Below are 21,449 nucleotides of genomic sequence, written 5' to 3' on the forward strand. Positions count from 1 at the left end.
TCAGATGCTTGGTGCAGCCGAGCATCGCAGACGTTTTGCGATTGAGCGAGCGTTGTCTGAGCCGTTCGCGCGGTAGCGCGAATGGCGAGTTTAGCGAGCGCGCAAAACGTCGAGAAGCGCAGGGAACCCGCGCAGCGGGCAAACCATCATCTGAAAAAAACAGAACCAGCCCGTGACGGAATCATCAACCCAAAAACTAGAAAAACAGTCCATCTACGGGTGAAGAAGCACTCGCAAACCGCTTGCGTGGAATACGCCCCGCCAGGAACGACTCACGCCCGGCCTCGATCGCCTTCTTCATCGCCGACGCCATCAACACAGGGTTCTGCGCACCGGCAATCGCCGTGTTCATCAACACCCCGTCACACCCCAGTTCCATGGCAATGGCGGAATCCGACGCACTGCCCACACCCGCATCGACCAGGATCGGTACACCGGCGTTCTCGACAATCGTGCGGATGTTGCCCGGGTTGCGAATACCCAGTCCCGAACCGATCGGTGCGGCCAGCGGCATGACCGCTACGCAACCCATATCTTCAAAACGCCTGGCGATAATCGGGTCGTCATTGGTATAGACCATAATGCGAAAGCCATCGGCAATCAGTGTCTCGGCGGCTTCCAGCGTCTGGATAATATCCGGGAACAGCGTCTTCTCGTCGCCCAGCACTTCAAGCTTGACCAGGTTGTGACCATCCAGCAGTTCGCGCGCCAGCCGACAGGTGCGCACAGCGTCTTCGGCGCTGTAGCAGCCTGCGGTATTGGGCAGGTAGGTATAGCGGTTCGGTGGCAGCACGTCGAGCAGGCTTGGCTCGTTGGCATTCTGGCCGATGTTGGTGCGGCGGATGGCGACGGTAATGATCTCTGCGCCGCTGGCCTCGATGGCCAGCCGGGTTTCTTCCATGTCCTTGTACTTGCCCGTGCCGACCAGGAGTCGTGACTGGTATGCGACACCGTCGATCATCAGCGGGTCTGCGGTTGTCGGGCTGGCGGATTTCATTACGGTAGACATGAGACGCTCCTGAAAGCGGAAGAGTTAGGGTTTTGCGCAGCCACCACCGATGGCGCGCACAATTTCGATCCGGTCACCCGGTGCGAAGGTAAAGGTTTCAAACTGGCTGCGCGGCACGATTTCCTGGTTGACTTCCATTGCCAGCCGCTCGTTCTCCAGCCCCAGCCGGATCAGCAGGGCGGCAGCTGTCGTACCTTCCGGTGCCTGTTGCGGTTCGCCGTTGATGACCAGTTCCATGTTGCTGCATTCTACCGTAAAAGTTGCATCGGCGGAGATTCCATGCACAAATAGCGGGTATGGTCGACTGGCAGGAAGATCTGATAACCGTAGAAACGGCAGGCACGCTGGACGGCCTGTGAGTTGAACGCTGGCGTTCGGCCTTGTCAGCGGAGGGCTTTGATCCCGGTGACCGGGTGGCCATCCGCCTGCGCAACGGTGTGGACTGGGTGAGTTTTGACCAGGCTTCACTGGGTGAAGGGCTGGTGAGCGTGAGTCGGCACTTGCCGCTGACGGGCGACTGCGTTTTGTGGAGGACATGTACGGTGATTTGTGCGGCTGGTTTGCCGTGCTTGCAGTACTTCACGGTTTTTCATCGATTCCGCCAAACGAGGCTTCCAGTCTTAACTCGATACCGGGTGTGGCGTGAAAGTTATCGTCGTTTCGGAATACCAGCTGCGGGTTGATTTCATAGAACAGCCAGTTGCGCCAGAACTGTTGTCGAAAGCGCACCCGTATTCCGGTTTCCTCGACACGGTGTCGGGGTCGTGTCACAAGGCTGGTATTCCACCTGTACTCAATGGCGGTACGGCGGCTGAGCTTGTGTGTCAGTGCCGGGCCGATATCGTAACGCAGGCCCGAGTCATCGAAATCGTCCTCCCTGAGCCGCACATCGAGCGTGCCGCGCAAGAACCAGGTTTTGTGGACAATGCGTTCGAAATCCAGCCGGGTTCGTGATTCCCAGCCGATATCGGTGTACCAGCGGATTCGCTCGGTAAAGCGTGTTTGCCAGAGATTCAAATGCCAGGTTTTGCGTAGCCTCGGGCCGATGAAAAAATCAACGCCGTGGCCTCCGCCCAGCTTTACACCCGCAGTCATGTTGGTGTTCAGCCGGTCCTTGTCACGCACGATAAACTGAAGCCCGATATTGGTGTCATTGGTTTCAGGTGTTGTAAAGCGCTGTGAGTCGAGGCTGTCTTTTGCGCTGTCGCCTTCATCGCTGACAACCAGCTTCAGTTTGCGGTTGAAACGCGGTACGTTGAGCCTGGCGCCGACGGCAAATTTCAGCCTGGCGCTTTCTCCCTCTTCCAGTAACAGCGAAGGGCGCAGGCGGATGCGGCTGGAGGCTTCCTCGGCAATATACCGTTCATCCTCGAAAAATGAATCGAACCAGCGCGCGGCAATATTGGCGGATTCGGCCATGCTGGTATGAATCCGGTCGATTCGGGAGGTCTGTGCAGGTTTTACCGGCATTCCCCCGGGGAGTTCCTGTGCCTGTGCGCCGGCGACCAGGCAGATCGTCAGGGATGGCAGGCATACGGCTTGCCTGCACAGGCAGAACAGCCGGTAGCGGAAATGTTCTGTCGGGTGTTGCGTATACATATCCGGGGTTAAATGTAACATGACTGCCCGGGTGGCGGGCTGCGCGTATCGACACAATGGCCCGGCATTCTGTACACTGCTGGCGTGCCTGAGCGCGGGTGTAGTTCAATGGTAGAACTGGAGCTTCCCAAGCTTCAAACGTGGGTTCGATTCCCATCACCCGCTCCATTTTCATTCGGAGTTTCCCGCGGGTTCACCGTTTACAGGAGTTGCTATGGGTAAGTTGATTCGTGTGGCAGGCCTGGGCATTGGCGTCTTGCTGGTGCTGCTGGTTGCGGCGATTATCGTACTGCCAATGATTATCGACCCGAATGACTTCAAACCCGGGATTGCCGAAGCGGTTGAATCAAGCACTGGCAGAACCCTGTCGATCGAGGGCGACCTGGCGTTGTCGGTATTTCCCTGGCTGGGCATCCGGGTCGGGCCGGGCGCGCTATCCAATGCCGAGGGTTTTTCAGACCGTCCGTTCGCCCGGGTTGAGCAGGTGCAGATCCGTGTAAAACTGTTGCCGCTGCTGTCGCGTAAGCTGGTCATGGATACGGTGGTGCTTCGTGGTTTGCAGGTGTCACTGGAAACGGCCCGCTCCGGCCGCAACAACTGGCAGGATCTTGCAGGCGGCAAGGCGACAGAAGCAGCGCCTGCCGGGGAAATACCTGAAAGCACCGGTGCTGCGCCAGCCCTGGCGGGTCTGGCCATCGGTGGTGTGAAGATCACTGACGCGAGTATTGTCTGGGACGACCGCCACTCTGGCAGCCGTTACCAGGTTGACAATTTTAATCTTAAGACTGGTGCAATCAGTTCAGGGAAAAGTGTCCCGGTTTCCCTGTCGATGACGGTGGCTGGCAGCGGTTTGCCTGAGGGCGGGTTTTCACCAAAGCTGAACTTCGACCTGGCGGTTGATCCGGAGCAACAGACTCTGAAACTGTCAGATCTGCGCTTCAAGGTTGCGGATCTGGTGCTGGAAGGCAGGCTGTCCGGAGAACAGATTCTCGGGGATGCCCGTTTTGAGGGTGAACTGAATATAAAAGAGTTCGTGCCGCGAAACCTGATGGCTGCGTTAGGGGTGGTGGTGCCGGAAACTTCCGACCCTGTTGTGCTGGGGCGTGCCGATGCCGGCCTGAAGTTGTCAGCGACAACCAGCAGTGTGAAGTTGTCCGATATTCGCATCCGGCTGGATGATTCTACGATCAACGGTAACTTGTCGGTGGCGAACTTCACCAGGCCTGCGATTCGTTTCGATATCAGTCTGGATGCAATAGATATTGATCGTTACCTGCCGCCACAGCAGGAAGCAACGCCGGCAACACCAACCGCGGCCGCTGCAGCTGGCGCCGGGATGATTCCGGTGGACACACTGCGTGCGCTGGATGTTGCCGGTAACCTGTCTATTGGCAAACTCAGGGCGGCGAAACTGCACAGCCAGGATATTACCATCCAGCTGAAAGCGAAGGACGGCGTAGTACGCGTATTCCCGGCCACAGCGTCCCTGTACGAAGGTCAGTACAAGGGTGACGTCACACTGGATGTTCGCGGAGCGAAGCCGGTGATTTCACTGGATGAGTCCCTGTCCGGTGTACAGGCAGGCCCCCTGTTGAAGGACATGATGGATCAGGACCGGTTGCTGGGCACCGCTGAAGTCAGTGCAAGGCTCACGGCAAAGGGACAAACGCCGGAAGAATTCAGGCGCACCCTGAACGGCAAGCTGGCCTTTGCATTTACTGACGGCGCTGTGAAAGGCATTAATCTCATTCGCCTGATCCGCAAGGCGCAGGCCATGGTCAAGGGTAAGTCGCTGCCAGCCACCAATGAACCGGAGCAGACCGACTTTTCTGAACTGAGTGGCACGGCGACTGTCACCAATGGCGTTATCCGTAACAATGACCTGAAAGCCAAAAGCCCGTTACTGCGGGTTGACGGTAAAGGCAAGGTCAGTTTGCCCGCAGAGACCATTGACTACCTGCTGACTGCCAAGCTGGTTGGCAGCCTGGAAGGCCAGAGCGGGAAGGAACTGGAAGAACTGCGTGGTATCGCCATCCCGGTGCAAATCAGTGGCACATTCGCCGAGCCGGAATACCAGGTAAAGCTTGATACAGTCATCAAGGACGCGGTGAAGAAGGAAATAAAGAAAAAGGTCAGGAAAAAGCTCGAGAAAAAACTGGAGAAACAGTTTGGCGATTCACTCAAAGGCCTGTTCCGCTAGCCTGGCGGCGGGCGCCGCTTTCTGGCTGGCACTCTGGGCGTTCAACGCGGCGGCCGGTAAAGTCTACACTGCGTTGGTCACCCACCAGAGCGGTAGCTACTTTGTCGAGGTCGATGCACTGGTCAATGCGCCGGAGCCCAAAGTACGCGGCCTGTTGACGGACTATAACCACCTGTCCCGCGTGAACCCGGCTATCGAATCCAGCGAGATCCTGCTGGAACGCAAGGTCGGTGATTACCAGGTCAGGACAGTGACGCTGGCCTGCGTATGGCTCTACTGCAAGCGTATCGAGCAGGTGCAGAATGTCATTGAGTCACAGGATGGTTCTGTCACGGCCGTTGTGATTCCTGAACTCAGTGATTTCAAACACGGTTATGCACGCATCAATGTGTGGGAGGAGCCAGAAGGTACGCGGGTATTGATTCGTGCCGAAGTGCGGCCGGACTTCTGGATACCACCCATAATAGGTCCCTGGCTGATCAAGCGAAAACTCCGTTCCGAGGCGCTGGAAACCGTGCGCAACCTGGAACGGGTGGCGCTTCCTGCAACACTCCCGCACAATACGCCGGCAAAATAACACCCGTCCCCGGCGGGAGAATCCCTGCATTCGAGGTAAGGCGTGCTGACCGCAGAACAGGCAAGAATCGGTATTATTGGTCTTGGTTATGTGGGGCTGCCACTGGCAGTCGCATTTGGCCGGCAGATGCCAACCCTCGGGTTTGATATCAACGCACGGCGTATCAGCGAACTAAAATCAGGTAAGGACAGCACGCGGGAAGTCGATGCCGATACGCTGGCAAAGGCCGGGCAACTGGACTATAGCGGCCGGATTGATGATCTGGCCGGCTGCAACGTTTTTATTGTCACGGCACCTACACCGGTTGATCGATACAAACGCCCTGATCTTGGGCCGCTGGAATCCGCCTGCCGTACGTTGGGGAAGGTGCTCAAGTCAGGTGATATCGCCATATTTGAGTCGACCGTCTACCCGGGTGCAACGGAGGAAATCTGTGTCCCAATCCTGGAAGAAACGTCCGGCCTGATGTTCAACAGGGATTTTTTCATCGGTTACAGTCCGGAACGTGTCAACCCGGGCGACACGGAACACCGCCTGAGCAATATAGTGAAAGTCACTTCCGGCTCCACACCTGAAGCGGCTGATTTTGTTGATGCGCTGTATCGAAAAATTATCGAGGCCGGTACACACAAGGTTAGCAGTATTCGTGTCGCCGAGGCTGCCAAGGTGATCGAGAACACACAGCGCGACATCAACATTGCGCTGGTCAACGAACTGGCAATGATTTTTAACCGGCTGGGTATCGATACCCTCGAAGTGCTGGAAGCGGCAGGTACCAAGTGGAATTTCCTGCCATTCCGCCCCGGCCTGGTGGGCGGGCACTGTATCGGCGTCGACCCTTACTACCTGACGCACAAGGCCCAGCAGACCGGCTATCACCCGGAGGTCATACTTGCCGGGCGGCGAATCAACGATAGCATGGGTACCTACGTGGCGGAGCAGGTTTTCAAATTGATGAACCGCTCCCGTATACAGGTGTGTGACTCACGTGTACTGGTGATGGGGTTGACCTTCAAGGAAAACTGCCCCGACCTGCGTAACACACGTGTCACCGATGTGGTCGAGGCGCTGAAGAGTTATAACGTTAATGTCGATGTGTATGATCCATGGGTCAATGCCGATGAAGCCGTACGTGAACATGGCATCAGCCCGGTTGAAGCGCCGGAAAAAGGTGCCTACGATGCCATTGTGCTGGCGGTTGCCCATGACGGGTTTCGCGAGTTGGGGGAAGCAGGTATTCGTGCCTTCGGCAAGCACAAGAGCGTACTTTATGATGTAAAACACATACTGCCGGCCGATGCTGTCGATGGCAGGCTTTGATTTTTTAATGCTTGACTCGGGAAAATAACATGAAAGTTCTGATCACCGGTGCAGCCGGTTTTATAGGCAATGACCTGGCCATGCGTTTGCTGGAGCGCGGCGACGAAGTCATAGGTATCGATAACCTGAATGACTACTACGACCCCTCGCTCAAGGAGGCGCGACTGGCGCGTGTCACGGATAACCCGGGTTTTACCGATGTCCGCATCAATCTTGAAGACCGCGACGGGGTCGCCGGGGTGTTCAGGAAGTACAAGCCGGACCGTGTCGTCAATCTTGCCGCGCAGGCTGGCGTGCGTTACTCACTGGAAAACCCGAACTCCTACATTGATACCAATGTTGTCGGCTTCATGAATATTCTTGAAGGTTGCCGTTATAACGATGTCGAGCACCTGGTCTATGCCTCCAGCAGTTCAGTGTACGGCTCCAATACAAAGATGCCGTTCTCCGTGCACGACAATGTCGATCACCCCGTCAGTATTTATGCGGCGACCAAAAAAGCCAATGAACTGATGGCGCATACCTACAGCCACCTGTATCGACTGCCGACCACGGGGCTCAGGTTTTTTACCGTGTATGGCCCCTGGGGCCGCCCCGACATGGCGCTGTTCCTGTTTACGCGCAAGATCCTCGCCGGTGAACCCATCGATGTTTTCAACTACGGCAGGCACCGTCGCGATTTCACGTATATCGACGATATCGTGGAAGGGGTTATTCGCACGCTGGATCACGTTGCGCAACCCAATCCGGACTGGTCGGGCGACCACCCTGACTCGGCGAGCAGCACCGCACCCTATGCACTCTATAACATTGGCAACAACGAGCCGGTCGAGTTGATGCGCTATATCGAAGTGCTGGAAGACTGTCTTGGCATGCAGGCAGAGAAAAACATGCTGCCTTTGCAGGCCGGTGATGTACCCGACACCTATGCCGATGTACAGGACCTCGTTCGCGATGTCGGCTACAAGCCGGATATGTCCGTTGAGCAGGGTGTTGCAAACTTTGTTGACTGGTACCGTGACTATTACAAGATTGGTCGTGGTCAATAGCGCGGATCCGGCCAGCAGGCCCCGGGTTCAATGACGGCTCGTGCGCACAGGGATTTTGCCAGACAGGTACTGGACTGGTTTGAGCGTCATGGTCGCAAGGACCTGCCCTGGCAGCAGCAACCGACACCTTACCGGGTGTGGGTGTCGGAGATTATGCTGCAACAGACCCAGGTGAAAACCGTTATACCCTTTTATGAACGTTTTATGTCGCGTTTCCCCGATGTGATCAGCCTCGCCGATGCCTCGCAGGATGATGTATTGCACCATTGGTCGGGACTGGGTTACTACGCCCGGGCGCGCAACCTGCACAAGGCGGCACGGCAGGTGCGTGACAACTACAATGGGGTATTCCCCGACCGGTTTGAACAGGTCGAGGCGCTACCGGGTATTGGCCGTTCAACCGCCGGCGCCATTCTTTCGCTGGCCTGTGATCAGCGGCATGCCATCCTCGACGGTAATGTGAAGCGGGTGCTGGCGCGTTATCACGCTGTGCATGGCTGGCCGGGAAGCGGTGCTGTATTGCGTGAGTTGTGGTCGCTGGCCGAAGCGGCCACGCCAGTGTATAAAGTTGCCGCCTACAATCAGGCCATGATGGACCTCGGCGCCACGCTGTGCCGGCGCGGTACGCCGGATTGTACGTGCTGCCCGTTGCACGCAACCTGTGTCGCCAGACAGCAGGGTATCCAGCGTGATCTGCCTTCGCCCCGGGCGCGCAAAACGCTGCCGGTGCGCAAGGTGCACATGTTGTTATTACAGGATTCACGACAGTCCGTGTGGTTGCAGCAACGTCCACCCCGCGGCATATGGGGGGGCTTGTGGAGTTTTCCGGAGTTTGAGGATGCCGCAGTGATGCGTGGTTGGCTGGATGAAAAAGCACTGCAGGCCGATATACAGGTAGGTGATGTGTTGCGTCATACCTTCAGCCATTTCCACCTGGATATCACACCCTGTGTTGCCCGGCTGCAAAACCCGGTTTTTTCTGTGATGGATGGTGACGGGGGAGTCTGGTATAACACCGGGCAACCCGGGGCGCTGGGATTGCCGGCGCCCGTTCAACGTCTGTTACAGACACTGCAGGAATCCAGTTGAGGAGACACCCGGCATGGCCCGAATGGTAAATTGTGTGGTATTGGGAAAAGAAGCCGAAGGGCTGGATCGCCAGACCTACCCCGGCGAGCTTGGCAAACGTATCTTCGAAAACGTATCGAAACAAGCCTGGCAGCAGTGGATGGGCCGGCAAACCATGCTGATCAACGAAAACCGACTCTCGCCGGTTGACCCAAAGGCGAGAAAATTCCTGGAAGAACAGATGGAGAAGTTCTTTTTTGGCGACGGCGGTGATGCCCCGGAGGGGTTTGTTCCCCCGGAAACAAATGATTAATCAGTCAATTATCCCGATTCCCGGCATTCGGGCTTGACGCCTGCTGGGTCGACCTGTTTAATACGCGCTTCCTTTCCGGCCGGGTAGCTCAGTTGGTAGAGCAGAGGATTGAAAATCCTCGTGTCGGCAGTTCGATTCTGTCCCCGGCCACCATATTTATCAATGAGATTACTGCTGTCCCGTTAACTTCACACCGTCATGCCGGACCTGTTCCGGCATCCAGGAAGTCGTTGAAACCACTGGATTCCGGGTCAAGCCCGGAATGACGGGATTAAAGCTTAACGACGGGATTAAAGCTTAACTTAGTGCCATTCAATCAGTTGAGTCAATACACTTTTTGAGAGGGCCCGAATCAGGGTCGAGGCGCTGGGCCGACCGGCTGCATCGGCGCCTGTTCGTATATGACGGCTATCCGGGGATTCTGAATCAGGGAACAGAACCGCTGTAATTGACTATCGACAGACCTTGAAGAAAAGGCGCGTTATTGAGCACTCAATCAGGCTGCGTTTCTGCCGATATCGTAAAACATATAATGATATTCCGGTCAGGCGGCAGTGAATTCAGCAGAACAAAAGGTCGGTATCGAAGATGTGAAGGTGGGCATGTATGTCGCTCGCCTGGATCGCCCATGGCTGGAAACCCGTTTTCTGTTTCAGGGATTCCGTATCACCACAATTGCGGATATCGAGGAACTGCGGCGTCATTGTGACTATGTCTATATCGACGTGGAAAAGGGCATGGCGGCCACCAGGAGACTCGACAAGATCATCTCCCGCGGTGAAAAAGACACCGGCGCACAGGTTTTCAGGTCAGTTCCCGAGACACCCGTTTACCCGTTGGTCACCACGGTTGAAGAGGAAATCGGCGCAAGCCGTGAAACCCGTTCGCGGCTGGTCGATGTAGTAACGAATATTCTGGGTGAGCTCAGGGCGGGGCGCAGTATCAAACTTACAGCGATTCGCCAGTCGGTCAGCAGCATGATCGCCAGTATTATCCGTAACCCTGACGCGTTCATGCTGTTGAGCCGCCTGAAGGACAAGGACAGTTATGCCTACGCACATTGTGTTGACGCCTGTGGTCTGGCCGTGGCCTTCGGTCGTCATCTGGGTTTTCCAAAGCTGGCGCTGGAGAATCTCGCAGTAGGGGTTTTGTTGTGTGACATCGGCAAGCTCCAGCTGCCTGAAGATTTACTGAAGAAGCCCGGCCGTCTGACCGATCGCGAGTATGAACTGGTCAGGCGCCACGTTGAATTTGGCGCACGGATGGTCAGTGAGATGAAGGGCTCAAACGCAGAAGTGATTTCCACCGTGATGCACCATCACGAACGCCACAATGGTATGGGTTATCCGAACCAGGTGCCCGGACACCGGATACCGGTAAATGGGCGTATTGCGGCGCTGGTGGATTGTTATGACGCCATCATCAGTGATCGCGCCTACAGTCAGGCCGTTTCCGCCTATGACGCGGTGCAGATGATCTACGAGTGGCGTGACAAGGACTTTCAGTCGGACATGGTGGAGCAATTCATCCAGTGTATCGGCCTGTTTCCCACAGGCACCCTGGTTGAACTAACAACGGGTGAGGTGGGTATCGTGATTTCCCAGAACCGGGTGCGCCGGTTAAGGCCCAGAGTCATGCTGGTGCTCGACAGCGACAAGATCGCCCTGGAGTTCAATCCGGTTGTCGACCTGATAGAAGAGTCAGGCAATGAGAACGATGAAACAATCGAGATTCTTCGTCCACTGCCGCCGGGCAGTTACGGGATTGATATCAGTGACTACTATCTTTAAGGAAGCCCTGATTAATTCGAAATCGTCATCCCGGCGCAGCCCGGGATCCAGGGTGTTGAATGATCTGGATCCCGGCCTGCGCCGGGATGACGAATTAATCAGGCCTTCCTTAACGATGAATCAGGTCGGTCATCCTCGTGCCGTTTCGTGAAGCCTGTCTCGATCGTCAGCAACTTCCGGGTTGTGTTAGCGATGCGATTCGTGCGGCTTCATCCGATGGCCGACGATGTGCCTTGCTGGTTATCAACCTGCGTCGTTTCCGTGAGGTCAATGTCGACTTCGGGTTTGATGCGGGCGACAGGGTGCTTGCGCAGCTGGTCGAACGTATCAAGCGCATTCTGAAGACCGGCGACAAGCTGTTTCACATCGGAAACGATGAATTTTCTGTGCTGCTGGAAGGCATTAAATCGGCACAGGTTGCGCGCCTTGCACTGGTCAGAATGCTGGACGCACTGGATGAAGGTTTTGAGGTATCAGGCAAGGTGTTATCGATTGTTGCGCAGGGCGGTGCAGCGGTATATCCGGACCAGGTAGAGCACGCTGATTCGATGCTGGAGGCGGCGAATGCCGCGCTCATGGAAGCCCGCGACAAGGGGAAGCGTTTGCTGTTCTTCGACTGCGACTTGCGTGAAGGTCGGCGGACCCATGCCGATTTGCGCGCGAAACTGCACGAAGCGCTGGACAGCAATGATTTGCAGTTATATTACCAGCCGCAGATCAACATGCGGGACGGTTCCGTCAGTGGCTTTGAGGCCCTGGTGCGCTGGCAGCATGCAGAGCTGGGCTGGATCGGGCCGGACCAGTTTATTCCGGTGGCAGAATCCTGTGGCCTGATCGAGAACCTGACCTACTGGTCATTCAATGTGGCGCTTCGGGAGTGTGCCGCGTTTTGCCGGAAAGGTTCGTCAGCCACACTATCCATAAACCTTTCAGCGAGGTTGCTGGAGTCGAATGAGGTGGTGGATCTGCTGGCCCGTGCCATCAATATATGGGGGGTCGATCCTTCGCTGCTGGTGATAGAAGTTACGGAAAGCGCCATGATGGCTGACCCGCGCGCAGCGCTCGATATTCTGGTAAAGATTCATGACATGGGTGTCACCCTGTCGATTGATGATTTCGGGACCGGGTACTCGTCTCTTGATTACCTGAAACGTCTGCCGGTATCAGAGTTGAAAATAGATAAAAGTTTTGTGCTGAACATGGCGGATGACCAGCAGGATCGCAAAATCGTGAGGTCGATTATCGATCTTGCGCACAATCTCGATATGCACGTGGTGGCCGAGGGTATCGAGAACCAGCGTGTGTATGACATGCTGTCCTGTATGGGTTGCGAGATCGGGCAGGGGTTTTACATGGCGCGCCCGATGCCAGTTGATGCACTGCCTTCATGGCTGGAAGCATTTGCGCACAAGGCTGATGCGCCAGCGTAACGGGGAGGCTGCGCCGGGTGTGGGCCGTTATGATTCAACCCGCCGCCAATTCTCATCATCCCGGTAAACTTCGTGTTTCGCCCAGTTGGCGAATTCGCGGTGTGTGGCGAAGCCTGTCTTGCGCAAGCCTTTTCCGGCCACTGTTTTATAGATAACAAGATCCTTGTCCGGGTCGTCACTGCGCGACTCATCGATAATCTGGCGAACAGCCCAGTCTGCTCCGTATTTTCCGTTGCTGTAGTAACTGCCGGGCTTGAGTGAATCAGGGTCGAGCGAGCGGGTGCTGGAACGGTGAGTGGCGAGGTCGTAGATGGTCAGCAGGTCTCTTTCGGAGATGTCGATGAAAGAGTTGACTTCGGCCAGGGCATAAACAAGGTCTTCGTGCGCTATGCTTGTGTAGCTTTCCTCGTCCCGTTGCGCCGGCTGCGGCTTGAGTATTGCCGGGTAACGCCGCCAGGCAAACGGGTAATTGAACAGAAAGGCTACACCCAGGATAACCACCACGTTTAACGCGACAGGCGTCAATATGTATTGATAGCCTGTATCATGTATGACCGGTCCGCCGATGACAGCTGACAGCGCAGTCGCGCCACCAGGCGGGTGAATGCAGCGCAGGTAATGCATGGCGCCAATGGCGAGTCCTACGGCGAGTGCGGAGGCGAGCAGCATGTCAGGGATTTGTTGCGCGCAGGTGACGCCAACGGCAGCCGAGATCAGGTGACCACCGACGACCGGCCAGGGTTGTGCCAGCGGGCCGTGCGGGACAGCAAACAACAGCACGGCCGATGCACCCATGGAGGCGACAATCAGCAAGGCTGCGTCGAGCGCCATAAACCGGGTGCTGACCAGTAGAATGAGATAGATGCCGAGGGCGCCGCCGGCTGTGGCGACCAGGCGTTCGGTATGCGTGACCGGGCTGAGTTCAATGCCGAGTGTCTGAAGCAGGCGTTCAGGTTGCCGGTTCATGTGAATTTCCCGCAGATTTGATAGTCGTGAGTTACTGTGCCCAGTGTACCAGTATCGCCACGAAGGTTTACACGCCAGGCACAGGTGTTAGAGTTGGCACAACAGGTTTACAGGCAAAGGAGACGCGAATGGCCTTCGATATTATCAATCCCGCTAACGGTGAGAAGGTGGAAAGCTACACAGAGATGTCCCCCGAAGAGGTGGAGGGCATACTGGCGAAGTGTCATGTTGCACAGCAGGGTTGGGCCGGCACCGCGTTTTCTGAACGTGCCCGGTTGATGAAGTCAGTTGCCGAACTGCTGCGCAGGAACAAGGAAGCCTATGCAGACGTCATGATGCGCGAGATGGGCAAGGTCTGGCCGCAAGGCCTTGCCGAAGTCGAGAAGTGCGCATGGGGTTGTGACTACTACGCTGACAATGCCGGGCGCTTCCTTGCTTCTGAAGACGTGGAGACCGAAGCGCATCACAGTTTCGTGACCTATAAGCCGCTGGGCGTGGTGCTGGCGGTCATGCCGTGGAACTTCCCGCTGTGGCAGGTGTTCCGTTTCGCGGCGCCGTCGTTGATGGCGGGCAACGGCGCCGTACTGAAACACGCCCCCAATGTCTTTGGTTGTGCCCTGTTGATCGAGGATATTTTCCGCGAGGCCGGTTTACCGGAACACCTGTTCCGTTCATTGATTATCGATGTGCCGCAAACCACCAAAGTCATCCACGACCCGCGTATTGCCGCCGTGACCATAACCTCCAGCGTGGCGGCGGGTCGCGCCGTGGCCAGCGAGGCCGGCAAGGTACTGAAGAAGTGTGTGCTGGAACTCGGTGGTTCCGACCCGTTTATCGTGCTGGAAGATGCCAATATCGACAAGGCTGTTGAAGTCGGCATTGTCGGGCGCTTCCAGAACAGCGGGCAGAGTTGTATCGCCGCCAAGCGTTTCATTGTCGTCGACGCGGTTTATGACGAGTTTGAGCAAAAATTCGTCGCGGCAGTGAAAAAACTCAAAATGGGTGATCCGGGCGAGGAAGGGGTGTATATCGGCCCCCAGGCGCGGGTGGATTTACGCGACGGGCTGCACGATCAGGTGCAGCGCACGCTGCAGGGCGGCGCCAGGCTGCTGGTCGGTGGCGAGATCCCTGACGGGCCGGGGGCGTTCTACCCGGCAACGGTGCTGGCCGGTGTCGAGGAAGGCATGGCCGCCTGGTCCGAGGAGCTGTTCGGCCCGGTCGCGACCCTGATCCGGGTAAAAGACGAAACCGAGGCCATCAAGGTCGCCAATTGCACGGACTTTGGCCTGGCGGGTGCGGTCTGGACCGAAGACCTGGCGCGCGGTGAGCGGATTGCGGCGGATGACATCCAGTCCGGCGCCGCGTTCGTCAACGACATGTCCAAATCCGACCCGCGCATGCCGTTTGGCGGTATCCGCAATTCCGGTTATGGTCGCGAGCTGTCGATCCACGGCATCCGTGAATTCGTGAATGTGCACGCCGTGTGGGTGAACAGGCTCGATTAGGGGAAACCCCGATGAAACCCCGTCATGCCGGCGCAGGCCGGCATCCACCACTACATATAGCCACGATGCTTTCAGGGCTGTTTGCAATCTAAATGCGAATCATTATAATTTAAGGCCTCATTTCCCCCGGATTGTCTGTACCTCTCATGAAACATGTCGTCCTGCTTCTGTCACTGCTGGTCTTGTCCTTTACATCCCGTGCTGGCGATATCCAGCAGCTCCTTCAGCTCATTGATTACGTCGGGGTCGACTACAGTGAGGCTGTCCGTAACGGTGAAGTGATCAATGCCGCTGAATTCGCGGAAATGCAGGACTTCTCCAGGGGCATTGTGCAGCAGATTGCAGGCCTGCCTGAGGGCGGCACACGGGATACACTGGCCGAAGTTGGCGCCCGGCTGGCCGAGCGTGTGTCGGCCAAAGCTGACCCGGTCGAGATTCGCCGTCTGACCAGCGACATGCGCAAGGCCATTATCGACGGTTACAAGGTGACTGTGGTGCCGCGCAAGGCGCCGGACCTGCTGCGCGGTGCACAACTCTACAGCGAGAACTGCGCCAGTTGTCATGGCGTCACGGGTGCGGGAGACGGTCCGCTGGCCGCCGGCATGCAGCCACCCCCCATCGACTTCACGGACCGCGCGCGTTATGCACAGCGTAACCTCTATGGTCTCTACAGCACCATTACCCAGGGCGTGCCGGACACGGCGATGACACCGTTCCACGAGATGTCCGCCGGGGACCGCTGGTCACTGGCCTTCTACGTTGGACAGCTGGCTGTCAGTCAGCAACAGCGCAGTGGCGGCGGGGCGGACTTTTCCGACCCCAAACTGGCTCCCTTGCAGGATATTCGCAAGCTCACCGTGCTGACACCTGCCGAGGCAGAACTTGAATTCGGTCCTGCGGGCGGCGAGATGATGGCCTACCTGCGCGCCAACCCGGCCGCGCTGTTTTCCAACCGTTCGCCGCTGGACTTTTCCCTGCACCGGCTGGACGACGTTGTCACGGCCTACCAGGCCGGTGACCGTGACAAGGCCTATCGCATGGCGGTAGAGGCCTACCTGGAAGGCTTCGAACTGGTCGAGCAGGGGCTCAACGCGGTCGATAGCGAACTCCGGCTGGAGATCGAGCAGGCCATGACCCTGCTGCGCAACCAGATTCGCAACGGCGTACCGGCCGATCAGTTTGAGCTTGCCGTCATCGATATCAAGGGCAAACTTGAACTGGCGGGCCAGCGCCTGAGCGGGCGCAGCCTGTCCGGCACGGCAGCGTTTGCCAGCGCCTTCTTCATCCTGCTGCGCGAAGGGCTGGAGGCCTTGCTGGTGGTCGCCGCACTGGCGGCGTTTCTGGTCAAGACCGAACACCGCAACAACATGCGCTATTTACATTACGGCTGGATCGGGGCGCTGGCAGTGGGCTTCCTGACCTGGTGGGCATCGGTCTCACTGATCGAGATCAGCGGCGCCAGCCGTGAGATCACCGAGGGCGTGGCGGCACTGACCGCCACCGCGGTACTGTTCTATGTCGGTTTCTGGCTGCACGACAAAACCAATGCGGCGCAGTGGCGGCAGTTCATCGAGCATAACGTGCGCAAGGCGCTTGGCGCCGGTGCGCTGTGGGGCCTGTCCGGCCTGTCGTTTATTACCGTGTACCGGGAAGTGTTCGAAACCATCCTGTTCTACCAGGCGCTGTGGGCGCAGACCGACGAGGCGGGCAGGAGCATGGCGCTGGGTGGCTTTGCTACCGCGGTCGGTGTGCTGGTGGTACTCGCCTGGCTGGTGATGCGTTACAGCATGCGCCTGCCGCTGCGCCAGTTCTTCAGTATTACGGGTATCCTGATGTTTGTGCTGGCGCTGATCTTTGCCGGCAAGGGTGTCGCGGCCCTGCAGGAGGCCGGTTACATCCCGGTCAACCCGGTCAACTTCCCGCGCTTCGATCTGTTTGGCATCTACCCGAACCTGCAGGGGCTTGCCCTGCAACTGGGGCTGCTGTTGCTGGCGCTGTTCCTCTGGTACGGTTTGCCGTCCAGGCGCCGGTCTGTCGCCTCTTCCCGGGGAAGCTGATTCATTCGAAATCGTCATTCCGGCGCAGGCCGGAATCCAGTGGTTTCAACGACTTCCTGGATGCCGGAACAGGCCCGGCATGACGGTGTGAAGTTAACGGGACAGCAGTGACTAACTGACAAATAAATTCAGAGAGCCCCTGATATGACGGCATGGTTAATCAGCGAACTGATGGATCACAGCGGCGTCACCTTCGGCACCAGCGGCGCGCGCGGTACTGTCGAGGCCATGACTAACCCGGTGTGTTACGCCTACACACGTGCCTTCATCCAGGCCATGGAGGCAGACGGCGCCCTGAAGCCGGCGGGTGAAATCCTGCTGGCCGGAGATCTGCGGCCGAGTACGCCGCGTATTCTCGCGGCTGTGGCAAAGGCCGTTGAGGATGCCGGTTTCAAACCGGTTTACACGGGGCAACTGCCCTCGCCGGCGGTGGTGTTTTATGCCATGCAACACAATAACGCTTCTATCATGGTCACCGGCAGCCACATTCCTGACGACCGCAACGGCATCAAATTCAACCGGCCGGAGGGCGAAATCCTCAAGCGTGATGAGGCGCGGATCCGCGAGCAGACGGTGACCTTGCCCGAGCCTTTCCCGGTGATCGACGAAAACGCCTTGCCACCCCCCGACCCGGCCGCGGAGAGCGCCTACCTCGCGCGCTATCGCGATTTCTTCGACCCGGACTGCCTGGGCGGTATGCGCATCGGTGTGTATCAGCACTCCGGCGTCGCCCGTGATCTGCTGGTCGTCATCCTGCAGGCGCTGGGCGCCGAGGTTACGCCGCTGGCGCGCTCGGAGAGTTTCATCCCCGTCGATACCGAGGCCATTCGCGAGGAAGATGTTGCGCTGGGTCGCCAATGGGCCGCCGGGCAGGGATTCGACGCCATCGTCTCGACCGACGGTGATGCTGACCGCCCGCTGATCGCCGATGAGCGCGGCGAATGGCTGCGTGGCGATGTGGTCGGCGTGCTCTGTGCGCACTTCCTTGATATTAAAACACTGGTTACGCCGGTTAGCAGCAACAGCGTGGTGGAAGCCTGCGGCTGGTTTGACAGGGTTTACCGCACCCGTATCGGTTCGCCTTATGTGATTGAACAGATGAACCAGGCACTGGCAGCCGGCGAATCCCCCGTGGCCGGTTACGAGGCCAATGGCGGCTTCCTGCTGGCCTCCGATGTCACGCACAACGGCAAGACGTTGCTGGCCCTGCCAACCCGCGATGCGCTCCTGCCGATGCTGGCAATACTGGCCAGCGCCCGCCAGCAGGGCTGCCCGGTCAGCCAGCGGGTTGCGGCATTGCCGCCGCGCTATACCGCCAGCGACCGGTTGAAAAATTTCCCCACCGACCTGGCCCATCAGAAAATAAAGGCGCTTGCCGCTTCAGACGAGGCTATTGAAGCCCTGTTTGGCGACCTGTGCGGCACCGTGCGCGCCACCGACCAGACCGATGGTTTGCGCATTACCTTTGAAAACGGCGAAATCATCCACCTGCGGCCGTCCGGCAATGCGCCGGAACTGCGCTGTTATAACGAGGCGGACGGGCAGAAACGGGTGCAGACGCTGAACCGGGCCTGCCTGGAGCGGCTGGCGGCGTGGCGTAAGTGAAGTGCTAATCGAGGAGGCACTGGCTGAAGTCATGCACGAATGGCTATGGAGGCTGTTCCTTACAAATTGTCAATCTAATTGACAATTTGTAAGGAACAGCCTAGGCTCCTGGCATGATTCCACGCACAGCGGCTGAAACGGTCAAGACACTGGCTCGTGGGTACCCGGTTGTCGCGGTAACAGGGCCACGACAGTCTGGCAAAACCACGCTGGTACGCGCCACTTTTCCACAAAAGCCGTATGTCTCGCTGGAGGATCCCGACCAGCGGGAATTTGCCCAGGACGACCCCAGGAGGTTTCTCGGGCGATTTGGTGATGGCGCCGTGCTGGACGAAGTACAGCGCTGCCCGGCGTTGTTTTCCTACCTTCAAGGTCGGGTCGACGAAGATCGGCGCAGTGGCCAGTTTATTCTCACCGGTTCGCAACAATTCGGTTTATTGTCCGGCGTAACCCAGACACTGGCCGGCCGCGTTGGTTTTGTGCGCTTGTTGCCATTTTCCCTGCCCGAGTTGCAGGATGCCGCACAGGCCCCCAGCGACCTGGATGAGCTTCTCTATCGCGGCCAGTACCCACCGCTGTATGACCGGGATGTCAGTCCGCTGCACTGGTATGCGGATTACGTGACGACTTATGTCGAGCGCGATGTGCGACAGATGATCAATGTTCAGGATTTGACCCTGTTTCAGCGATTTATCCGCCTGTGTGCCGGACGGACCGGGCAATTGCTTAATCTGTCGAGTCTGGCGAACGACGCCGGTATTGCCGCCAATACGGCCCGCGCCTGGCTCTCCGTGCTGGAGGCCAGTTACCTCGTGTATCTGTTGCCACCGCATCACCGTAATTTCCGCAAACGGCTGGTTAAAATGCCGAAGCTTTATTTCGTCGACACCGGCCTTGCCGCCTGGTTGTTGGGTATCCAGGATGTTGACCAGCTGTCCATACACCCGATGCGCGGTGCGCTGTTTGAAAACTGGGTGATTAGCGAGTTACTCAAGCAGCGTTACAACCGTGCGCTGGCCTCCAATCTTTACTTCTGGCGCGACAATACCGGCAACGAGATCGATGTCTTGCTGGACGAGGCCGGAACGCTGCGGCCGATTGAAATCAAATCCGGGCAGACGATGAGGCAGGAATACCTGGCCGGACTGAAAAAGTGGTGTGACCTGGCTGAACGGGAAGAAGCAAGCACCGGTCGGGCTACCCTGATCTACGGGGGCAATGAGCTCCAGCGGCGCTCGGAGGTTGACGTCGTTCCCTGGACGGATATCAACAGCCTTCAACCGCGTCAGTAGACTTTTACATAAAAATCGATATATTGTTTGATATCTTTTTTGCAAGGATAACGTCATGGCGGCAATATCTCTCCATCTTCCCGATGACCTGGCGCTGGAAAGCAAGCAAGTGGCTGAAAAAATCGGTGTCAGCCGTACCGAACTGATTCGGCAGGCATTGCGGCATGAGCTGGACAGCATCGAGGCGCGTTTTGAGCGCGAGGCAATGGCCGCGGCGCTCGAGAGCATGCGGGCGGATTCCTCGTACCAGCAGCTCAGTGAAGCGATTGATGAAGGTCTGGCCGACAAGGTTGCAGAGGAAGACGACGACGCGTGGTGGCGGGGTTGAGGCTGACGCGTGGAGGCGTCTATCTTGCCCGGCTCGACCCGGTCAAGGGGGCGGAAGTCGGCAAATTAAGGCCGGTGGTGGTATTGACCGACGATACCCTGCTTCAGGTTCAGCCGGCACACGTTTTTATCTGCCCCTTGAGCAGCCGTTCCGAACCGGCCTATGAGGCATTACATCTGTCGGTATCGGCACGAGACAACTTGCGAACCGACAGCTTTGCCCTGGTCGAGCATTGCCGGGCTGTCTCGGTACGCCGTCTGCTCGAAGAGAGACTGGCGCAGCTCGATAGCGGGGAAGTCAACGAAATAGCACGGCGGCTGCAGCGGATGATCGGGCTGTAAAAAAATCCGGTAGCTTCGTAGATGAAGACGCGCTGGTAATTTGATTTCCCTGGAAATATCGTAAATCTCTGCCTAAATTAAAGCCCCCTGACTTGCAAGCCGTACATAATTGTACGAATATCAAGGTGTGAAAGGATCTGAATTCGCCAAACGGATCAGGCGGGTCGGCAAGGAACACGGTGTTCCGGTCCGGTTTGAATCCCATCAGGGAAAAGGACGTCATGGTCGCCTTTACTATGGCGAGCGCTTTACGACGATCAAGGATCGCAAAAAAGAGATTGGTTCAGGGTTGTTGCGGGCGATGTTGAAGCAACTCGGGCTGACAATGGCGGATATTCAGTAGAGGTCGATGCATGAGATACGTATTCCCGGCTACGCTGGCACAGGATGAAGAGGGTCGCTGGCTTGTGACCTTTCCTGACGTACCTGAAGCCTTAACAGACGGCGCCGATCGCAACGAGGCGCTGGCCGAGGCGGCTGGCGCGCTGGGCGCTGCGCTTGCCGGCTACGTTCATGAGCGGCGAGCCATTCCGGCGCCCGGTCAACCAAAAGCCGGACAGGTGCCAGTGTGTGTGCCGCCGCTGGTGGCCGCCAAGCTGGCGTTGTACCAAACGATGCGTGAACAGGGCGTCTCCAATACCGGGCTTGCGGACAGACTGGGCGTGACCGAGGCTGTCGTGCGGCGCCTGGTCAACCCTGACCACAGTTCAAAAATTGAGAAAGTTCAGGCGGCATTGTTGGCGCTGGGCAAGCATTTGGTAGTGGAGGCGGCGTAGGAAACAGGACGGCAAAAATTAAATGGCTCTTCAGAAATATTTGTGGGTAATTCAAGCTGATTATGGACTCTCGCCAAGCCGCAAAGCGCGCAAAGGAGAGAAAATTTACTCAACAAGGCGATTCACAGTACGGTTGATCCCGTTCTTCATCAGGGATTCTCCCGCAGGTGCTGCGCCAGGATAACCTCATAGACCGTTTCCAGCAGTCCCGGCCCCGTTTCACG

General features: G+C 57.5%; 20 protein-coding genes and 2 tRNA genes. 18 read left to right on the plus strand and 4 right to left on the minus strand.

What is annotated here, in order from left to right; translation table 11 throughout:
• Positions 1-196: 196 nt before the first annotated feature.
• The 3 genes from ACW81B_RS06885 to ACW81B_RS06895 form a co-directional block, all read right to left on the minus strand.
• Positions 197-997, minus strand: coding sequence for a thiazole synthase (locus ACW81B_RS06885; RefSeq protein WP_491579497.1), 801 nt, complete (start codon positions 995-997; stop codon positions 197-199).
• Positions 998-1,033: 36 nt separating this feature from the next.
• Positions 1,034-1,246: a sulfur carrier protein ThiS gene (thiS, locus tag ACW81B_RS06890; RefSeq protein ID WP_491579478.1), complete on the minus strand. Its 213-nt coding sequence runs from the start codon at positions 1,244-1,246 to the stop codon at positions 1,034-1,036.
• Between the two features lie 342 nt (positions 1,247-1,588).
• On the minus strand, positions 1,589-2,629 hold the full coding sequence (locus ACW81B_RS06895; RefSeq protein WP_491579479.1) for a hypothetical protein: 1,041 nt from the start codon (positions 2,627-2,629) through the stop codon (positions 1,589-1,591).
• A gap of 73 nt (positions 2,630-2,702) precedes the next feature.
• Between ACW81B_RS06895 and ACW81B_RS06900 the strand changes: the two genes are divergently transcribed.
• From ACW81B_RS06900 to ACW81B_RS06945, 10 genes are all read left to right on the plus strand, one after another.
• Positions 2,703-2,776 (plus strand) — tRNA-Gly (locus ACW81B_RS06900).
• Positions 2,777-2,822: 46 nt separating this feature from the next.
• The gene (locus tag ACW81B_RS06905; protein WP_491579480.1) at positions 2,823-4,808 is read left to right on the plus strand and encodes an AsmA family protein; all 1,986 of its coding nucleotides are present in this window, start codon (positions 2,823-2,825) and stop codon (positions 4,806-4,808) included.
• The gene (locus ACW81B_RS06910; protein WP_491579481.1) at positions 4,777-5,385 is read left to right on the plus strand and encodes an SRPBCC family protein; all 609 of its coding nucleotides are present in this window, start codon (positions 4,777-4,779) and stop codon (positions 5,383-5,385) included. The genes ACW81B_RS06905 and ACW81B_RS06910 overlap by 32 nt, the downstream gene beginning before the upstream one ends.
• A 42-nt stretch (positions 5,386-5,427) precedes the next feature.
• Complete coding sequence (gene tviB / locus ACW81B_RS06915) at positions 5,428-6,705, plus strand: Vi polysaccharide biosynthesis UDP-N-acetylglucosamine C-6 dehydrogenase TviB (protein WP_491579482.1); 1,278 nt, start codon at positions 5,428-5,430, stop codon at positions 6,703-6,705.
• A 29-nt stretch (positions 6,706-6,734) separates the two neighbouring features.
• Positions 6,735-7,754 (plus strand): NAD-dependent epimerase, encoded by a 1,020-nt coding sequence (locus ACW81B_RS06920; protein ID WP_491579483.1) that lies wholly within the window; start codon positions 6,735-6,737, stop codon positions 7,752-7,754.
• 30 nt (positions 7,755-7,784) lie between these two features.
• Complete coding sequence (mutY, locus tag ACW81B_RS06925) at positions 7,785-8,843, plus strand: A/G-specific adenine glycosylase (protein ID WP_491579484.1); 1,059 nt, start codon at positions 7,785-7,787, stop codon at positions 8,841-8,843.
• Positions 8,844-8,856: 13 nt separating this feature from the next.
• Entirely contained in the window at positions 8,857-9,135 is a 279-nt protein-coding gene (locus ACW81B_RS06930) for an oxidative damage protection protein (protein ID WP_491579485.1), read from the plus strand.
• A gap of 77 nt (positions 9,136-9,212) precedes the next feature.
• A tRNA-Phe gene (locus ACW81B_RS06935) sits at positions 9,213-9,288 on the plus strand.
• A gap of 401 nt (positions 9,289-9,689) precedes the next feature.
• Positions 9,690-10,925: a cyclic di-GMP phosphodiesterase gene (locus ACW81B_RS06940; RefSeq protein WP_491579486.1), complete on the plus strand. Its 1,236-nt coding sequence runs from the start codon at positions 9,690-9,692 to the stop codon at positions 10,923-10,925.
• Between the two features lie 137 nt (positions 10,926-11,062).
• On the plus strand, positions 11,063-12,355 hold the full coding sequence (locus tag ACW81B_RS06945; protein WP_491579487.1) for a putative bifunctional diguanylate cyclase/phosphodiesterase: 1,293 nt from the start codon (positions 11,063-11,065) through the stop codon (positions 12,353-12,355).
• A gap of 27 nt (positions 12,356-12,382) precedes the next feature.
• Here the strand turns inward: ACW81B_RS06945 and ACW81B_RS06950 are convergent, their stop codons facing one another.
• Positions 12,383-13,321, minus strand: a complete 939-nt coding sequence (locus ACW81B_RS06950) for an HPP family protein (protein WP_491579488.1) — start codon at positions 13,319-13,321, stop codon at positions 12,383-12,385.
• A 128-nt stretch (positions 13,322-13,449) separates the two neighbouring features.
• Here ACW81B_RS06950 and ACW81B_RS06955 point away from each other — a divergent pair, with 128 nt between their 5' ends.
• The 8 genes from ACW81B_RS06955 (at position 13,450) to ACW81B_RS06990 (ending at position 21,225) form a co-directional block, all read left to right on the plus strand.
• Positions 13,450-14,826: an NAD-dependent succinate-semialdehyde dehydrogenase gene (locus tag ACW81B_RS06955; protein WP_491579489.1), complete on the plus strand. Its 1,377-nt coding sequence runs from the start codon at positions 13,450-13,452 to the stop codon at positions 14,824-14,826.
• 146 nt (positions 14,827-14,972) lie between these two features.
• The gene (locus ACW81B_RS06960; protein WP_491579490.1) at positions 14,973-16,883 is read left to right on the plus strand and encodes an FTR1 family protein; all 1,911 of its coding nucleotides are present in this window, start codon (positions 14,973-14,975) and stop codon (positions 16,881-16,883) included.
• A gap of 144 nt (positions 16,884-17,027) precedes the next feature.
• On the plus strand, positions 17,028-18,488 hold the full coding sequence (locus tag ACW81B_RS06965) for a phosphomannomutase (RefSeq protein ID WP_491579491.1): 1,461 nt from the start codon (positions 17,028-17,030) through the stop codon (positions 18,486-18,488).
• 113 nt (positions 18,489-18,601) lie between these two features.
• Entirely contained in the window at positions 18,602-19,780 is a 1,179-nt protein-coding gene (locus tag ACW81B_RS06970; RefSeq protein ID WP_491579492.1) for an ATP-binding protein, read from the plus strand.
• A 55-nt stretch (positions 19,781-19,835) separates the two neighbouring features.
• Positions 19,836-20,108 carry a ribbon-helix-helix protein, CopG family gene (locus ACW81B_RS06975; RefSeq protein WP_491579493.1) on the plus strand — a complete coding sequence of 91 codons (273 nt, stop codon included), beginning with the start codon at positions 19,836-19,838 and terminating at the stop codon, positions 20,106-20,108.
• Positions 20,093-20,449: a type II toxin-antitoxin system PemK/MazF family toxin gene (locus tag ACW81B_RS06980; RefSeq protein WP_491579494.1), complete on the plus strand. Its 357-nt coding sequence runs from the start codon at positions 20,093-20,095 to the stop codon at positions 20,447-20,449. Before ACW81B_RS06975 ends, ACW81B_RS06980 begins: the two co-directional genes overlap by 16 nt.
• A gap of 127 nt (positions 20,450-20,576) precedes the next feature.
• Positions 20,577-20,792 carry a type II toxin-antitoxin system HicA family toxin gene (locus ACW81B_RS06985; RefSeq protein ID WP_491579495.1) on the plus strand — a complete coding sequence of 72 codons (216 nt, stop codon included), beginning with the start codon at positions 20,577-20,579 and terminating at the stop codon, positions 20,790-20,792.
• A 10-nt stretch (positions 20,793-20,802) separates the two neighbouring features.
• Entirely contained in the window at positions 20,803-21,225 is a 423-nt protein-coding gene (locus ACW81B_RS06990; protein ID WP_491579496.1) for a type II toxin-antitoxin system HicB family antitoxin, read from the plus strand.
• Positions 21,226-21,449: the final 224 nt, after the last annotated feature.

The organism is Thiogranum sp. (genome assembly GCF_058323355.1).

Excerpts from the sequence above, each read along its gene's own strand:
- ACW81B_RS06895 (WP_491579479.1), bottom strand. The coding sequence starts at position 2,629 with ATGTTACATTTAACCCCGGATATGTATACGCAACACCCGACAGAACAT.
- ACW81B_RS06975 (WP_491579493.1), top strand. The coding sequence starts at position 19,836 with ATGGCGGCAATATCTCTCCATCTTCCCGATGACCTGGCGCTGGAAAGC.
- ACW81B_RS06920 (WP_491579483.1), top strand. The coding sequence starts at position 6,735 with ATGAAAGTTCTGATCACCGGTGCAGCCGGTTTTATAGGCAATGACCTG.
- thiS (WP_491579478.1), bottom strand. The coding sequence starts at position 1,246 with ATGGAACTGGTCATCAACGGCGAACCGCAACAGGCACCGGAAGGTACG.
- ACW81B_RS06970 (WP_491579492.1), top strand. The coding sequence starts at position 18,602 with ATGATTCCACGCACAGCGGCTGAAACGGTCAAGACACTGGCTCGTGGG.
- ACW81B_RS06930 (WP_491579485.1), top strand. The coding sequence starts at position 8,857 with ATGGCCCGAATGGTAAATTGTGTGGTATTGGGAAAAGAAGCCGAAGGG.
- ACW81B_RS06965 (WP_491579491.1), top strand. The coding sequence starts at position 17,028 with ATGACGGCATGGTTAATCAGCGAACTGATGGATCACAGCGGCGTCACC.
- ACW81B_RS06955 (WP_491579489.1), top strand. The coding sequence starts at position 13,450 with ATGGCCTTCGATATTATCAATCCCGCTAACGGTGAGAAGGTGGAAAGC.
- ACW81B_RS06950 (WP_491579488.1), bottom strand. The coding sequence starts at position 13,321 with ATGAACCGGCAACCTGAACGCCTGCTTCAGACACTCGGCATTGAACTC.
- ACW81B_RS06905 (WP_491579480.1), top strand. The coding sequence starts at position 2,823 with ATGGGTAAGTTGATTCGTGTGGCAGGCCTGGGCATTGGCGTCTTGCTG.
- mutY (WP_491579484.1), top strand. The coding sequence starts at position 7,785 with ATGACGGCTCGTGCGCACAGGGATTTTGCCAGACAGGTACTGGACTGG.
- ACW81B_RS06960 (WP_491579490.1), top strand. The coding sequence starts at position 14,973 with ATGAAACATGTCGTCCTGCTTCTGTCACTGCTGGTCTTGTCCTTTACA.
- ACW81B_RS06990 (WP_491579496.1), top strand. The coding sequence starts at position 20,803 with ATGAGATACGTATTCCCGGCTACGCTGGCACAGGATGAAGAGGGTCGC.
- ACW81B_RS06885 (WP_491579497.1), bottom strand. The coding sequence starts at position 997 with ATGAAATCCGCCAGCCCGACAACCGCAGACCCGCTGATGATCGACGGT.